General features: G+C 44.3%; 19 protein-coding genes. 16 read left to right on the top strand and 3 right to left on the bottom strand.

Translation table 11 applies throughout. The annotated features are described in order from the left end of the window. Positions 1–4: 4 nt before the first annotated feature. The gene (gene dnaN / locus MHO82_RS20730; protein ID WP_239187330.1) at positions 5–1,105 is read right to left on the bottom strand and encodes a DNA polymerase III subunit beta; all 1,101 of its coding nucleotides are present in this window, start codon (positions 1,103–1,105) and stop codon (positions 5–7) included. A gap of 34 nt (positions 1,106–1,139) precedes the next feature. Continuing rightward, positions 1,140–2,552, bottom strand: coding sequence for a chromosomal replication initiator protein DnaA (gene dnaA, locus MHO82_RS20725; RefSeq protein WP_239187327.1), 1,413 nt, complete (start codon positions 2,550–2,552; stop codon positions 1,140–1,142). A 288-nt stretch (positions 2,553–2,840) separates the two neighbouring features. Between dnaA and MHO82_RS20720 the strand changes: the two genes are divergently transcribed. The 9 genes from MHO82_RS20720 to mioC all read left to right on the top strand — a co-directional run bounded on the left by MHO82_RS20720 (position 2,841) and on the right by mioC (position 9,590). Further along, positions 2,841–3,599 carry an amino acid ABC transporter substrate-binding protein gene (locus MHO82_RS20720; protein ID WP_239187324.1) on the top strand — a complete coding sequence of 253 codons (759 nt, stop codon included), beginning with the start codon at positions 2,841–2,843 and terminating at the stop codon, positions 3,597–3,599. A gap of 95 nt (positions 3,600–3,694) precedes the next feature. Continuing rightward, a complete protein-coding gene (locus MHO82_RS20715; RefSeq protein WP_239187321.1) occupies positions 3,695–4,366 on the top strand; it encodes an amino acid ABC transporter permease in 672 nt (223 codons plus the stop codon). Next, the gene (locus tag MHO82_RS20710; RefSeq protein ID WP_239187318.1) at positions 4,363–5,097 is read left to right on the top strand and encodes an amino acid ABC transporter ATP-binding protein; all 735 of its coding nucleotides are present in this window, start codon (positions 4,363–4,365) and stop codon (positions 5,095–5,097) included. The genes MHO82_RS20715 and MHO82_RS20710 overlap by 4 nt, the downstream gene beginning before the upstream one ends. 189 nt (positions 5,098–5,286) lie before the next feature. Next, positions 5,287–5,421: a 50S ribosomal protein L34 gene (gene rpmH, locus MHO82_RS20705; RefSeq protein WP_006233350.1), complete on the top strand. Its 135-nt coding sequence runs from the start codon at positions 5,287–5,289 to the stop codon at positions 5,419–5,421. Between the two features lie 3 nt (positions 5,422–5,424). Continuing rightward, a complete protein-coding gene (gene rnpA, locus MHO82_RS20700) occupies positions 5,425–5,790 on the top strand; it encodes a ribonuclease P protein component (protein ID WP_239187315.1) in 366 nt (121 codons plus the stop codon). Beyond that, positions 5,757–6,014 carry a membrane protein insertion efficiency factor YidD gene (gene yidD, locus MHO82_RS20695; protein ID WP_239187312.1) on the top strand — a complete coding sequence of 86 codons (258 nt, stop codon included), beginning with the start codon at positions 5,757–5,759 and terminating at the stop codon, positions 6,012–6,014. The genes rnpA and yidD overlap by 34 nt, the downstream gene beginning before the upstream one ends. A gap of 2 nt (positions 6,015–6,016) precedes the next feature. After that, positions 6,017–7,633 carry a membrane protein insertase YidC gene (gene yidC / locus MHO82_RS20690; protein WP_239187309.1) on the top strand — a complete coding sequence of 539 codons (1,617 nt, stop codon included), beginning with the start codon at positions 6,017–6,019 and terminating at the stop codon, positions 7,631–7,633. Between the two features lie 94 nt (positions 7,634–7,727). Then, positions 7,728–9,095: a tRNA uridine-5-carboxymethylaminomethyl(34) synthesis GTPase MnmE gene (mnmE, locus tag MHO82_RS20685; protein WP_239187306.1), complete on the top strand. Its 1,368-nt coding sequence runs from the start codon at positions 7,728–7,730 to the stop codon at positions 9,093–9,095. Positions 9,096–9,152: 57 nt separating this feature from the next. Continuing rightward, entirely contained in the window at positions 9,153–9,590 is a 438-nt protein-coding gene (mioC, locus tag MHO82_RS20680; RefSeq protein ID WP_239187303.1) for an FMN-binding protein MioC, read from the top strand. 103 nt (positions 9,591–9,693) lie between these two features. Here mioC and MHO82_RS25820 read toward each other — a convergent pair whose 3' ends face one another. Next, positions 9,694–9,819 carry a hypothetical protein gene (locus MHO82_RS25820; RefSeq protein ID WP_275440697.1) on the bottom strand — a complete coding sequence of 42 codons (126 nt, stop codon included), beginning with the start codon at positions 9,817–9,819 and terminating at the stop codon, positions 9,694–9,696. 200 nt (positions 9,820–10,019) lie between these two features. On the opposite strand from MHO82_RS25820, the gene mnmG reads away from it, so the two are divergent. From mnmG to atpE, 7 genes are all read left to right on the top strand, one after another. Further along, positions 10,020–11,912 (top strand): tRNA uridine-5-carboxymethylaminomethyl(34) synthesis enzyme MnmG, encoded by a 1,893-nt coding sequence (mnmG, locus tag MHO82_RS20675; protein ID WP_239187300.1) that lies wholly within the window; start codon positions 10,020–10,022, stop codon positions 11,910–11,912. Then, positions 11,912–12,544: a 16S rRNA (guanine(527)-N(7))-methyltransferase RsmG gene (gene rsmG, locus MHO82_RS20670; protein ID WP_239187297.1), complete on the top strand. Its 633-nt coding sequence runs from the start codon at positions 11,912–11,914 to the stop codon at positions 12,542–12,544. Before mnmG ends, rsmG begins: the two co-directional genes overlap by 1 nt. Positions 12,545–12,558: 14 nt before the next feature. Next, positions 12,559–13,359 (top strand): ParA family protein, encoded by an 801-nt coding sequence (locus MHO82_RS20665; RefSeq protein ID WP_239187294.1) that lies wholly within the window; start codon positions 12,559–12,561, stop codon positions 13,357–13,359. Positions 13,360–13,367: 8 nt separating this feature from the next. Continuing rightward, the gene (locus MHO82_RS20660; protein ID WP_239187291.1) at positions 13,368–14,255 is read left to right on the top strand and encodes a ParB/RepB/Spo0J family partition protein; all 888 of its coding nucleotides are present in this window, start codon (positions 13,368–13,370) and stop codon (positions 14,253–14,255) included. A gap of 187 nt (positions 14,256–14,442) precedes the next feature. Continuing rightward, positions 14,443–14,832, top strand: a complete 390-nt coding sequence (locus MHO82_RS20655; protein ID WP_239187288.1) for a F0F1 ATP synthase subunit I — start codon at positions 14,443–14,445, stop codon at positions 14,830–14,832. A gap of 8 nt (positions 14,833–14,840) precedes the next feature. After that, positions 14,841–15,626, top strand: a complete 786-nt coding sequence (gene atpB, locus MHO82_RS20650) for a F0F1 ATP synthase subunit A (protein ID WP_239187285.1) — start codon at positions 14,841–14,843, stop codon at positions 15,624–15,626. Between the two features lie 60 nt (positions 15,627–15,686). Next, on the top strand, positions 15,687–15,941 hold the full coding sequence (atpE, locus tag MHO82_RS20645; protein WP_002540812.1) for a F0F1 ATP synthase subunit C: 255 nt from the start codon (positions 15,687–15,689) through the stop codon (positions 15,939–15,941). Positions 15,942–15,944: the final 3 nt, after the last annotated feature.

Below are 15,944 nucleotides of genomic sequence, written 5' to 3'. Positions count from 1 at the left end.
CCAATTATAAGCGAATTGGCATCACCACATACATGGCTTCATCGTTCGCACAATCTTCAATTAAGGCGCTGGCGGTTGCATCGGTCATCGAGATACGGACTTGGTCGCATTTTAATACATTTAATACGTCCAATACATAACTGACGTTAAAGCCGATCTCGAGCTCATCACCCTGATAGTTCACATCCAAGAACTCTTCTGCTTCTTCTTGCTCAGGGTTATTGGCCGTAATACACATTTGTGAGCCAGCCAAATTAACACGCACACCGCGGAATTTTTCATTGGATAAAATCGCCGCACGAGACAGAGCTTGACGCAACTCATCACAGCTGGTTTCTAACGTCTTGTTGCTGCTTTGCGGCATAACACGGCGATAGTCAGGGAAACGACCATCAACCAGTTTTGAGGTAAAAATGAAGTTATTCACAGATGCACGCAAATTCGAGTTACCGATCTGCAACGTCACTTCCTGCTCAGGAAATTCCAGCAAACGAACCAACTCTAATACCCCTTTACGAGGCATGATCACTTGTTTACTTGCAAGCTCGGTTCCCAGTTCGATATTACATACCGCCATACGGTGACCATCGGTCGCTACTGAGCGTAATAAGGTGCCTTCCGTCTCAAACATCATGCCGTTGAGGTAATAACGAACGTCTTGGTTCGCCATTGAAAACTGAGTGCTATCAATGAGCTTGCGCAGACTGGCTTGTGGTAAGGTAATTTCCACTTCACTTTGCCAATCTTCAATATTGGGGAAATCATTGGCAGGTAAGGTAGCCAAAGAGAATTTACTGCGCCCAGAGCGAATCAAAACACGATCGCCTTCAAGAGCAATGGTGATCACCGCGCTATCAGGAAGGCCACGGCAAATGTCTAAAAACTTACGAGAAGGAACCGTCACACTGCCCACTTCAAAATCGCCTTCCAGTGCAATTTTACCAACCAGTTCTACTTCTAAGTCAGTGCCCGTCATGGACAACCAACCATCAGCAACCTGAAGTAAGATGTTACCTAAAATAGGCAAAGAAGGACGACCACCTAATGCACCAGACACTTGCTGTAGAGGCTTGAGTAAATGTCCACGTTCAACTGTAAATTTCATATTCAGATAACTTATTAACTTATGTAACGGCTAATTATGAAGACAAAGTACGAATCAGGTTCGAATAGTCTTCTTTAATATCGTGGCTTTCTTCACGAAGTTGCGCAATTTTACGACAGGCATGCAGAACCGTTGTATGGTCTCGCCCACCAAACGCGTCACCGATTTCAGGCAAACTGTGGTTGGTAAGCTCTTTCGCCAAAGCCATAGCTAACTGACGAGGACGAGCAACAGAGCGAGAGCGGCGCTTAGATAATAAATCCGCCACTTTTATTTTATAGTACTCTGCTACCGTTTTTTGAATATTATCAATGGTAACCAGCTTTTCTTGCAACGCCAATAAATCACGCAGAGCTTCACGCACAAAATCAATGGTAATGGCACGGCCTGTGAAGTTCGCATTGGCAATCACACGATTCAGCGCCCCTTCCAGTTCACGCACATTTGAACGTAATCGCTTCGCGATAAAAAAAGCCACTTCGTCAGCCAAACGTATTTGATGATCTTCTGCTTTTTTCATCAAAATCGCGACACGAGTTTCTAGCTCTGGCGGTTCAATCGCAACCGTTAGACCCCAGCCTAAACGAGACTTTAAACGATCTTCTACCCCACTGATTTCACGTGGGTAGCGGTCAGACGTTAAAATAATTTGCTGATTGCCTTCCAATAAAGCGTTAAAGGTGTGGAAGAACTCTTCTTGCGAGCGCTCTTTGTTCGCAAAAAATTGAATATCATCAATAAGCAATGCATCCACACTGCGGTAATAACGTTTGAATTCTTCAATGGCGTTATTTTGCAGCGCTTTGACCATATCTTGGACAAAGCGCTCGGAATGCATGTACACCACCCGGGCATTAGGATTGCCATCGGTGATCGCATTCCCTACTGCGTGTAACAAATGCGTTTTACCTAAACCCGTACCACCATATAAAAACAATGGGTTATAAGCCGCACCAGGGTTATCAGCCACCTGGCGGGCAGCCGCTAAACCTAACTGGTTCGATTTACCTTCCACAAAATTGGTGAATTTGTGTTTTGGATTGACGTTAGAGCGGTGGTTAATTTCAGGCGCTTCATCGCCCGCCCCTGATGTTTCCCATGACTTATGAACTGGCTTACGCGCTTGCAACTGCGCTGGCGCTGACATAGACGCAGCCACATCGGCGGCGGTTGGGGTAGGCGCAGGTGGCGGCGCAGAAACCGGGCGACTCCCCACTTCAAAACGCAGCATAGGAACATCAGCACCACAAAATTCATTCAATAATCTATTGATGCTATTGAGGTATTTATCGCGGACCCAATCAAGAACAAATCGATTAGGCGCAAACAGAGTCAGAGTATTGTCATTCAACTCAGCCTGTAGCGGTCGAACCCACATACTAAATTCTGTCGTAGGTAATTCTTCTTGTAGGCGCTGTAAGCATTGCAACCAAAGCGAAGATGACACGATGACTCACCATTAGATTATTGAAAAAGGGCAGTAATTTTATACCTCTCAGTGACGGATCGCCAGCAATTGATCGGTGATCCAGTGAATAAGATCGAAGTTATTCACAAGATCGGCCTACTTTTCCCTTGATCACCACACATTTCCCATAACTACCCACATGATCATCAACAGATGATGAATAATTCGCCGACCATGATTTCGGTTATTTTTAATAACTTCTGGTTATTTATTTATTCCTATTAGAACAAAGTAACATCCTGTTTCCGTCAGCAGAGGAGTAGACAGATGAAACACTGGATTAAAACAATTGTTACCGCCGTAGCCCTTACCGCCGCAACAGGACAAGCCGCTTATGCAGCCACTGATGTAAAAGTTGGTATGTCTGGTCGCTACTTCCCATTCACATTCGTAAAACAAGATAAGCTCCAAGGCTTCGAAGTGGATTTATGGGACGAAATTGCTCGCCGTAACGATTATAATGTGGAATACGTCACTGCTAGTTTCTCTGGTCTATTCGGTTTACTGGAAACAGGCCGCATTGACACCATTTCAAACCAAATCACCATGACGGAAGCGCGCCAAGCCAAATACCTATTTGCAGACCCATATGTGGTTGATGGCGCACAAATTACGGTTCGTAAGGGCAACGACAGCATTAAAAGTATTGACGATCTCAATGGTAAAACCGTTGCTGTAAACTTAGGATCCAACTTCGAACAGCTGCTGCGTGCTCATGACAAAGACAACAAGATCACCATTAAAACTTACGACACAGGCATTGAACACGATGTGGCTTTAGGGCGTTCAGATGCGTTTGTTATGGATCGCCTGTCTGCTCTTGAATTGATTAAAGAATCAGGTTTACCACTGCAGCTAGCAGGTCAACCATTTGAAACAATTGAAAATGCATGGCCATTTTTAAACAATGAACGCGGTCAAAAATTACAACCAGAAGTGAACAAAGCCTTAGCCGCTATGCGTGCAGATGGTACGCTGGCGAAAATTTCTCAAAAATGGTTTGATGCCGACATTACGAAAAAGTAATTATAACGCGTTATCATCATAAACCATCGAAAACCCACTATCTTGGTAGTGGGTTTTGTCACCTTTGTAGACCCTTAAATTAAGAGAGTATCACCATGGGTTTTGACTTAACGTATATGCTAGAACTGTTGCCTATCTTATTAAAGTATTTAGGTACAACAATGGAGATGGCAATTTGGGGGCTATTTTTCTCATTAGCATTGGCTATTGCTCTCGCTAATATTCGAGTCTTTAAAGTTCCGGTACTGGATCAACTCAGCCAGCTATATATCAGCTTTTTCCGCGGCACCCCGCTCTTAGTTCAGCTGTTTTTACTGTATTACGGCTTACCACAAGTTTTCCCTATTTTTGTTGGCTTAGATGCCTTTAGCGCTGCGGTAATTGGCCTCAGCTTGCATTTTGCTGCCTACATGGCCGAAAGCATTCGTGCTGCTATCATCGGTATTGATCGCTCTCAAATGGAAGCCAGCTTATCTGTCGGTATGACAACCAGTCAGGCCATGAGGCGGATCATTCTTCCTCAGGCAACCCGTATTGCCCTGCCTTCTTTGATGAATTATTTCATTGATATGATCAAATCCACGTCGCTTGCATTTACCCTAGGCGTGGCAGAAATCATGGCAAAAGCGCAAATGGAAGCGTCTTCCAGCTTTAAATTTTTCGAAGCATTTTTGGCGGTCGCATTAATTTACTGGGGCGTGGTGGTGATTTTAACTCGCGTACAAATCTGGGCGGAAGTGAAACTAAATAAGGCGTACCAGCGATGATAAAAATTAATAATCTCCATAAAAAATTTGGTGAAACTTCAGTTTTAGCTGGCATTGATTTAGAGATCAGTAAAGGTGAAATAGTGGTCATTATCGGCTCCAGTGGCACAGGTAAATCCACACTCCTTCGCTGCATCAACTTTTTAGAATCCGCTAATAAAGGTTCGATCTGTATCGATGATGTCAGAGTTGACACTAAAAGTTACATAAAATCAGAGATCTTGGCACTACGACGAAAAACCGGGTTTGTGTTTCAAAACTACGCATTATTCGCCCATTTAACCGCCAAACAAAATATTGCCGAAGGACTCATCACGGTTCGTGGCTGGAATAAAGAACAAGCCTATCAACGTGCTCAACACATCTTGGATGATATCGGTCTTGGCGATCGCGCCGACAGCTACCCTGCCGCGCTCTCTGGAGGGCAACAACAACGAGTCGGTATTGGCCGAGCCATGGCCCTAGAGGCGGAATTGTTGCTGTTTGATGAGCCAACCTCAGCCTTGGATCCTGAGTGGGTGGGCGAAGTACTTTCGCTCATGAAAAAGCTCGCTACCCGTCACCAAACCATGCTGGTGGTAACGCATGAAATGCAATTTGCTAAAGAAGTGGCGGATCGTGTGATCTACATGAACGATGGCGTGATTGTAGAACAAGGCACGCCGGATCAAATATTTAATAATCCACAGGATCCACGACTACAAAAGTTCCTAAATCAAGTAGGGATCTAATAAGGATCCTTGCGCTCTGGCTCACAAAACGTATAATCCGATGTCCGGAAATTAACATTGGGTGATTATTGACTATTTATGAGTCAATGATTACAATCCCGCCTCTTTTGTTAAGAGGGTCTGGGCGTATTCATCCAGTGCCGGGCTTAACAAAACCGAAAAATACTGATCAGTAATAAGGTAAAACCAATGAAACGCACTTTTCAACCTTCAGTTCTAAAGCGCAAGCGTAGCCACGGCTTCCGTGCTCGCATGGCAACTAAGAACGGTCGCGCAACAATCAATGCACGTCGTGCTAAAGGCCGTAAGCGTCTTTCTAAGTAATCTTTGATTATTTTGAATAAGCTAGCCTTCTGTCGGGAGTTACGTTTGTTAACTCCCGAACATTATAAATACGTCTTTCAGCAAGCTCATAGAGCTGGCTCGCCACACTTTACCATTCTCGCCCGAGAAAATGGCTTAACTCATCCCCGTCTTGGTTTGGCTGTTCCTAAAAAACAGATCAAAACTGCCGTTGCACGTAATAAGTTCAAACGTCGTGTACGTGAAAGCTTTCGCCTTAAACAGCACCAGCTACCAGCCAAAGACTTTGTCGTTATCGCCAAAAAAAGTGCCCAAGAGCTTAGCAATGACGAAATGAACAAGTTGTTAGATAAATTATGGCATCGCCTATCTCGCCCTTCTCGTGGCTAATTATTGGCCTAGTTCGCTTTTATAAGCTAGCTATCAGCCCACTTCTTGGGCCACGCTGTCGTTATACCCCTACGTGTTCTACTTACGCTATCGAAGCAATAAAAATGCACGGAACGATAAAAGGGTGTTGGTTATCCGGCAAACGTCTATTAAAATGCCATCCTTTGAATGATGGGGGTTATGACCCCGTCCCGCCAATCCAGAACAATGACAGAGATAAATAACGATGGACTCCCAACGCAATATTCTGTTGATCGCGCTTCTGTTTGTCTCATTTTTGCTGTACCAACAGTGGAATGTAGATAACAACCCTCAACCACAGGGTGTCGCACAACAAACACAAACAAGTGGTGATGTACCAGCACATTCGTCTGTAGACAGCCAACCAATCACGGCATCCTCTCAGTCTGAAAATCTAATCACCATCACAACAGATGTGCTAACTCTGTCTGTTGATACTCTTGGCGGTGACGTCGTATCAGCCCAGCTAAACCAATACAATGCAGAACTTGATTCTGAAGAAAAATTTGTATTACTGAAAAACGAACCTGGCCACAGCTACATAGCTCAAAGTGGTCTGATCGGCCAACAAGGTATCGATACGAATGCCGGCCGTGCTCAGTACAGTGTTGATGCAAAAGAATTCACATTAGAAGACGGTCAGTCTGAACTGCGTATTCCATTAACCTTGGTACAAAATGGCATTACCTACACCAAAACATTCGTTCTTAAGCGTAACAGCTACGCCATTGACGTTGAATACAACGTAGACAACCAGTCTGGTGAAAACGCGAATGTTCAAATGTACGCTCAATTGAAGCAAAACCTAATGGACGACGGTGGCAGCTTAACCATGCCAACGTACCGTGGTGGTGCTTACTCAACTCAAGAAACGCGTTACAAAAAGTACAGTTTCGATGACATGCAAGAGAAAAACCTATCTCTTAGCCTAAGTAATGGCGAAGGTTGGGCGGGCATGCTTCAGCACTACTTTGCATCGGCATGGATACCACGTCACGCACCAGACACTCAGCTGTATTCACGTGTAGCGGGTGGCCAAGGTTACATTGGCGTTCGTATGCCAGGCATTACCATCGCTAATGGTGAAGCGGCGAACTTACAAGCCACACTATGGGTAGGCCCTAAACTGCAAGAACAAATGGCTGAAGTCGCACCAAACCTAGATTTAACCGTCGATTACGGCTGGTTATGGTTCATCGCGAAACCACTACACTGGTTACTATCAGCAATTCAAGGCGTGGTGGTAAACTGGGGTCTAGCAATCATTGTACTGACCTTTATTGTGCGTGGTGCTATGTACCCACTAACAAAAGCACAATACACGTCAATGGCAAAAATGCGTATGCTGCAACCAAAACTGACAGCAATGCGTGAGCGTATTGGCGACGACCGTCAGCGCATGAGTCAAGAAATGATGGAGCTGTACAAGAAAGAAAAAGTAAACCCACTGGGTGGCTGTTTACCGATTCTTCTACAGATGCCAATTTTCATTGCTCTATACTGGGCACTAATGGAATCGGTTGAATTACGTCATACCCCATTCTTTGGTTGGATCACAGACTTATCCGCACAAGACCCATACTTTGTACTGCCATTATTAATGGGTGCAAGTATGTTCTTTATCCAAAAAATGAGCCCGACAACAGTAACAGACCCAATGCAGCAGAAGATCATGACCTTTATGCCGGTTATGTTTACCTTCTTCTTCCTATGGTTCCCATCTGGTTTGGTTCTTTACTGGCTAGTATCGAACATCGTAACGCTAATTCAGCAAACGATCATTTATCGTGCCTTAGAGAAAAAAGGCTTACACAGTAAGTAAGTGCTTATCAAATGAGACAAAGGCGGCCTGATGGTCGCCTTTTTGTTTTTGTGTGATTACAATTGCTCCAACGTCTTAAGAAAGATCCCAAATCATGAACGAACATACCGATACCATCGTTGCCCAAGCAACTCCCCCAGGCCGTGGTGGCGTGGGCATTATCCGCGTCTCTGGCCCTTTAGCCAAAACCGTCGCAGAACAAGTTACAGGAAAAGCCTTAAAACCCCGCTACGCTGAGTACATCAGCTTTAAAGATGAAACAGGCTTAGAACTCGACCAAGGCATCGCTCTGTTTTTTAATAATCCACACTCTTTTACAGGCGAAGATGTACTAGAACTGCAAGGTCACGGTGGCCCTGTCGTGATGGACATGCTGATCAAGCGCATCTTAAAAATAAAAGGCCTACGAGCAGCCAGACCTGGAGAATTTTCAGAACGCGCGTTCCTCAACGATAAACTGGATTTAACCCAAGCAGAAGCCATTGCCGATTTAATCGATGCCAGTTCAGAAGAAGCCGCCAAATCCGCATTACAATCCCTACAGGGACGATTTTCGACAAAAATCAGTGAACTGGTAGAGTCATTGATCCACCTACGTATCTACGTTGAAGCGGCGATTGATTTCCCAGAAGAAGAAATCGACTTTCTGGCCGATGGAAAAGTAAGTGGTGACTTACAAACCATCATTGATAACCTTGCTGCCGTTCGTGCTGAAGCAAACCAAGGCGCCATCATGCGTGAAGGCATGAAAGTGGTTATTGCTGGTCGCCCAAATGCTGGTAAATCCAGCCTATTAAATGCCCTATCAGGCAAAGAGTCTGCCATCGTAACAGACATCGCAGGTACCACTCGTGATGTATTAAGAGAACACATCCATATTGATGGCATGCCACTGCACATTATCGATACCGCAGGCCTACGTGATGCTTCTGACGAAGTAGAACGAATTGGTATTGAACGAGCTTGGGAAGAAATCCGACAAGCCGACAGAGTGTTGTTCATGGTCGATGGCACCACCACAGATGCCACCGATCCCAAAGATATTTGGCCCGATTTTGTTGATCGCCTACCAGAGAATATCGGTATGACGGTCATCCGTAATAAAGTGGATCAAACCGAAGAAGCACTGGGGATTTGCCATGTCAGTAGCCCAACTCTCATCCGCTTATCCGCAAAAACAGGGCAAGGCGTGAATGCACTGCGTGAGCATCTAAAAGAGTGCATGGGCTTTGCTGGTGGCCATGAAGGCGGCTTTATGGCACGCAGACGCCATTTAGCAGCATTGGATAAGGCCGCAGAACATCTGCTGATTGGTCAACAGCAACTTGAAGGCTACATGGCCGGTGAAATATTGGCAGAAGAGTTACGCATCACTCAACAATTCTTAAATGAGATCACAGGGGAATTTAGCTCCGACGACCTATTAGGTAGAATTTTCTCTTCATTCTGTATCGGAAAATAAAGCAACAAGGCGGGCACAAGGCTCGCCTTTTTTATACCTATCACCATAAGGAAAACCATGGATAACATCACCATTATTACCGGCAGCACGCTTGGCGGCGCCGAATACGTCGCCGATCACTTAAGTGATTTATTGAATGAAAAAGGCATTACGACCCATGTTTTTAATGAAGCAACGATTGAAGAGATCCCATTAACAGGACACTGGTTGATCATCACCTCCACCCATGGGGCTGGCGAATATCCTGACAATATTCAGCCCTTCATCACCCAATTGGAAGCCCAAAAACCGGATCTTTCTAGCCTGAAATACGCCGTGATCGCCATTGGTGATTCGAGTTATGACACCTACTGCGCCGCTGGAATACACGCAGATCAACTGCTAGAAACGCTCGGAGCAGGCCGAATTAACGCCCGATTGGACATTGATGTGACCCAAGATCCCGTTCCAGAAGATCCAGCAGAAGCCTGGTTATCCACTTGGCTGCATGATTAATGTGAATAAAAAGTGATCCCACGGTTCAGAGATGTTATCAGATTAACTTTCTGAGCTGTGGATAAGTACCCACTAAAACAGTGATCAACCTATAGTTATTCATTTAATAAGATCCTACTCCCTCCCCACCTGTGAATAAGTCGTCATTTTGATCCCAACCTCTCCCCGGAATGATCAAAACAAAACCACAAGAAACGATCCGATCAAAGATGATGATCTTGTTGATCATTTTCCAGTTATCCACATGATCGTGCGATCTATATAATAGATCTAATAGAAGATCTATTTAAAAGATCTTTATATATATTAAGAGAATCGTGAAGTTGATTTATGTCACATAAAACTTCCTCTTCACCCCATAAAAAGGGTAAAATGATCGTCTTTTGTTCAGAAATAGCCTCTGGTTTAAATACTATCTAAGGTAGATCTATGTTTTACCAAGAAAACTTTGACGTCATTGTTATCGGTGGTGGTCATGCTGGTACTGAAGCTGCATTGGCAGCCGCACGCACCGGACAAAAAACATTACTCCTAACACACAACATCGATACGTTAGGCCAAATGTCATGTAACCCTGCCATTGGTGGGATCGGCAAAGGTCACTTGGTAAAAGAAGTGGATGCTTTAGGTGGCTTAATGGCACATGCCATTGATAAAAGTGGCATTCAATTTCGAACGTTAAATGCGTCTAAAGGCCCTGCGGTTCGTGCAACACGCGCTCAAGCGGATCGCCTTTTGTACAAAGCCGCAGTTCGTGAAACATTAGAAAATCAACCTAACTTAACGCTGTTCCAGCAATCAGTTGATGATCTTATTGTTGAAAACGATCAAGTGGTTGGTGCTGTCACCCAAATGGGGCTTAAATTCCGCGCGAAAGCCGTGGTATTGACCGTTGGTACCTTCTTAGGTGGTCGACTGCACATTGGGCTTGAAAACTTTGCAGGAGGCCGTGCAGGCGATCCTCCGTCGATCGCATTAGCGGATCGACTTCGTGAACTGCCATTTCGAGTGGATCGTTTAAAAACAGGAACACCTCCACGCATCGATGCACGAACAGTTGATTTTAGTGTGCTGGAAACCCAGCATGGTGATAACCCGACACCTGTGTTTTCTTTCATGGGGAATCGAACTGAGCACCCAACGCAAATTCCGTGTTTTATTACTCACACCAATGAGAAAACGCACGATGTGATTCGTAATAATCTTGATCGTAGCCCAATGTATGCGGGAGTGATTGAAGGGATTGGCCCTCGTTACTGCCCATCCATTGAAGATAAAGTGATGCGTTTTGCAGACAAAAACAGCCATCAAATCTTCATTGAGCCTGAAGGCTTAACCACACACGAACTGTACCCAAATGGCATTTCCACCAGCCTACCGTTTGATGTTCAAATGCAAATTGTGCGTTCAATGAAAGGGTTTGAAAATGCGCATATTGTGCGCCCAGGTTATGCGATTGAGTATGATTTCTTTGATCCGCGTGATTTAAAACAGACTTACGAAACTAAGTTTATCAAAGGTTTATTCTTTGCTGGTCAAATTAATGGTACGACAGGCTATGAAGAAGCGGCTGCACAAGGCTTAATGGCCGGTCTAAACGCAAGCTTATTCTCTCAAGAAAAAGAAGGGTGGAACCCTCGCCGTGACCAAGCGTACATGGGGGTATTGATTGATGATTTATCCACGCTTGGTACAAAGGAACCGTACCGTATGTTCACCTCACGCGCGGAATACCGTTTGTTGCTGCGTGAAGATAATGCGGATTTGCGTTTAACAGAACAAGGCCGTGAGTTGGGTCTTGTTGATGACGCTCGTTGGCAGCGTTTCAATGACAAAATTGAAAACATGGAACAAGAACGCCAGCGTTTAAAAGACATTTGGATCAACCCAAAATCGGAACAAGTGGATCAACTCAATAAGATCCTGAAAACGCCGATCGTTCGTGAAGCTAGCGGTGAGGATCTGATCCGTCGCCCTGAGGTTACTTACAGCGAATTAACTAAGATCGAAGGGTTTGGTCCAGCACTTGATGATCAACAAGCGGCTGAGCAAGTTGAAATTCAAGTAAAATACGAAGGCTATATTCAGCGCCAGCGTGATGAGATTGAAAAATCCCTGCGCCATGAAAACACCAAGTTACCACTTGAGCTCGATTACAGCCAAGTGAAAGGGCTGTCTAACGAAGTGATTTCAAAATTAACCAATGCTAAGCCTGAAACGGTTGGTATTGCGTCTCGTATTTCTGGGATCACACCAGCAGCGGTTTCTATTTTATTGGTGTATCTGAAAAAACACGGCATGTTAAAAAAAGGCGAAGCGTAATGACTGAACTACAACAAAAACTGGATGCATTAATTGCTCAAACAACCTTAGAAGTCTCTGAGCAGCAAAGAAGCCAGTTACTGGGTTATGTCGCGATGCTGGATAAATGGAATAAAGCGTATAACTTAACGTCGGTACGCAAACCACAAGACATGTTAGTGAAACACATTATGGATAGCATAGTGGTTAGTCCTCACTTACACGGTGATAGCCTAATTGATGTGGGGACAGGGCCGGGGTTGCCAGGCATTCCACTGGCCATCATGAATCCGGGCAAAAGCTTTACGCTATTAGATAGTTTAGGGAAACGAATTCGTTTTATTAAACAAGTGATCCACGAACTTAAAGTTGAAAACGTTAGCCCTGTTCAAAGCCGAGTGGAAGAGTTCGTACCGGAAACGAAATTTGATATGGTCTTAAGCCGTGCGTTTGCGTCGATGAATGACATGGTGAGTTGGTGTCATCACCTACCAAAAGACGACGATGGCATTTTCTTAGCGTTGAAAGGTATTTACCCAACGGATGAAATTGATAATTTACCTAGTTGGTGTTCTGTGACCGACATCAAAGCTTTGCAAGTTCCTGAGTTAGAAGGCGAGCGTCATCTAGTAACCTTATCACGCAAGGATTAACTGATGAGGTTTTTGTGGGCAAAGTCATCGCGATTGCGAATCAAAAAGGTGGGGTAGGGAAAACCACGACGTGTGTGAATTTAGCAGCCTCTTTGGCGGCCACACAACGGAAAATTCTCGTAATAGACTTAGATCCACAAGGCAATGCCAGTATGGCCAGTGGTGTCGACAAATACCAAGTTGATGCCACTGCCTACGAGTTATTAGTCGAAGAGACGCCATTTGAACAAGTTGTGATCCCTGATACTTCAGGAGGTTACGATCTCATTGCCGCGAATGGTGATGTGACGGCGGCTGAAATTAAACTAATGGAAGTGTTTGCCCGTGAGATGCGATTGCGCAATGCCATAGCATCGGTTCGTGGTAACTATGATTTCATCTTTATCGATTGTCCTCCCGCTTTAAATCTTCTTACAATCAATGCGATGGCCGCATCTGATTCCGTTCTAGTGCCTATGCAGTGTGAGTATTATGCGCTGGAAGGGTTAACTGCTTTAATGGACACCATTGCCAAATTGGCGGCAGTTGTGAATGCCGATTTGAAAATTGAAGGCTTATTACGGACCATGTTTGATCCTCGTAATCGTCTATCGAATGAAGTATCAGAGCAGTTAAAGAAGCACTTTGGTGATAAAGTGTATCGCACGGTGATACCTCGTAATGTGCGCTTGGCTGAAGCACCAAGTCATGGTCGTCCCGCGATGCATTACGATAAATATTCATCCGGTGCAAAAGCGTATTTGGCTTTGGCGGGCGAGATGATCCGTCGTGATGAAAATGAACAAAAAACGACAGATCAAAATGTTGAAGTGTAAGGAACATCATGAGTGCGAATAAACGCGGCCTAGGTAAAGGGTTAGATGCCCTATTGGCAACCAGCTCACTAGCAAGACAAAAACAAAATACAGCAACTCGTAATGAACATTTATCATCAAGCGATGAGTTCAGAGAATTACCCGTTAGCTATTTAAAACCGGGGCAATATCAACCTCGTAAAGACATGGAAGCCGACGCACTTGAAGAGTTGGCCCTGTCCATTCGCTCACAAGGGGTGATCCAACCTATTGTTGTTCGCCTAGTGGCTGAAAATAGCTATGAAATTATTGCGGGAGAACGTCGCTGGCGTGCGGCACGTCAAGCTGGGCTTAAGGTTGTTCCGTGTATTATAAAAAATGTGGTTGATCGTACAGCGATTGCCATGTCGTTGATTGAAAATATTCAGCGTGAAGATTTGAATGTGATTGAAGAAGCACAAGCACTTGAAAGGCTGCAAAATGAGTTTGAATTAACGCACCAACAAGTGGCAGAAGTCATCGGTAAATCTCGCACAACAGTGACCAATTTATTGCGCCTAAATCAGTTAGAAAACTCGATAAAACACCTTGTTGAGCAAAAAAAGCTTGAAATGGGTCACGCGAGAGCATTATTAGCGTTAGATCACTCGCAACAAATTGACGTGGCTGCCGTCATTATCAAAAAGCAATTATCAGTTCGAGATACTGAAAAACTTGTTAAGAAATGGTTAGAGCCAACGGAAGAGAAGCCAGAAGTATCAGTCGATTCAGAGGCAAAAATGTTATCAGAGCGCTTGAGTGAGAAGCTCGAAACACCAGTTTTGATCACTCGCCAGCCAAATGGTAAAGGAAAACTAGTAATTAGCTTTGACGAACATCACAAAATGGAGCAACTTCTCGCAATATTAGAGCGGTAGCTGTGATATTTAATTTATGTTTTTTGCTACAATGGCCACAACTTCTAAGAAAGTTGTCGGTTTGTAAACATTATTGTAAAAATTTGCTGCGATTAGATTGCATTCGATTTTATGCATCGTATAATTTTCGCTGTTTTCCCAGCACGGCTTATTTGTGCTTTGTGGAATGGACTCGAGGAACGAATACATGGTAGCAACGCTGGCTAGACCTGGGCGACTGCTTGCAAAGCGGCTGTTATTGATCCAGTTAAGCGTGGTTATGGTTGTGGCAGTAGGAATGGGGTTAACCATTAATGCTGACTGGGGACTTTCTGCGCTAATTGGTGGTGGTATCTGTATTGCTGCTAATGCGGTATTTGCGCTTTGTGCTTTTATGTTCAGTGGAGCAAGGGCAGCCAAACTTGTGATGGCTACTTTTTACACTGGTGAAGTACTAAAAATCCTTATCACAGTAATTCTATTTTCTGTTGCCTACATGTATATGGAGGTGGATTTAGTTCCCCTCAAACTAACCTATTTGCTGGTTCTTGCAATTAATATATTTGCACCAGTTTTATTCATTAACAACAAAAAATAGGATGAGTTATGGCTGCGCCAGGTGAAGCGCTAACACCGTCCGGTTACATCACTCACCACTTGACCAATTTATCGGTCGGTGATGGTGGTTTCTGGACTGTACATATCGATAGCCTGTTTTTCTCTGTTTTAACAGGTGCGTTATTCCTTTGGGTATTTCGCTCTGTAGCAAAGAAAGCAACAACAGGAGTACCAGGTAAGCTTCAGTGTTTTGTTGAACTTGTGGTGGAATTCGTTGACCAAAACGTCAAAGAAACCTTCCATGGTCGCAATCCTCTGATCGCTCCCTTGGCACTAACTATCTTTTGCTGGATTATTTTAATGAACTTGATGGACCTTGTGCCTATCGATTTCTTACCATACCCAGCAGAGCATTGGTTAGGTATCCCTTACCTAAAAGTTGTACCAACAGCCGATGTGAATATCACCATGGCAATGGCGTTAGGTGTTTTCGCTCTGATGATTTACTACAGCATCAAAGTGAAAGGTCTTGGCGGTTTTGCGAAAGAATTAGCACTTCATCCATTTAATCATCCAGTGATGATTCCGTTTAACCTTGTTTTGGAAGTGATCTCGCTGCTGGCGAAACCTCTTTCTCTTGGCATGCGTCTATTCGGTAACATGTTTGCTGGTGAGGTGGTGTTTATTCTTATCGCGGCGATGATGCCGTGGTGGGCTCAATGGCTAGGTTCAGTACCGTGGGCAATTTTCCACATTCTGGTCATTCTGATTCAGGCCTTCGTATTTATGATGTTGACAATTGTTTACCTGTCAATGGCACACGAAGATCATTAATTTATTTTTTAAGCTTTATTTAAATGGCATTTTGCCAACAACTATAAACTGGAGATAGTGATGGAAACTTTACTGAGCTTTTCTGCAATCGCCGTAGGCATTATTGTAGGTCTTGCTTCCCTTGGTACAGCGATTGGTTTTGCACTTCTAGGTGGTAAATTCCTTGAAGGTGCAGCTCGTCAACCAGAAATGGCTCCAATGCTTCAAGTTAAGATGTTCATCATCGCTGGTCTATTGGATGCGGTTCCAATGATCGGTATCGTAATCGCGCTACTATTCACATTCGCAAACCCATTTGTTGGCCAATTAGGTTAATCA

Source organism: Vibrio sp. Of7-15 (assembly GCF_022347565.1).
Taxonomy (GTDB): domain Bacteria; phylum Pseudomonadota; class Gammaproteobacteria; order Enterobacterales; family Vibrionaceae; genus NORP241.
Note: the sequence above shows the minus strand (reverse complement) of the source record. Positions and strands in the feature narration are given on the sequence as shown.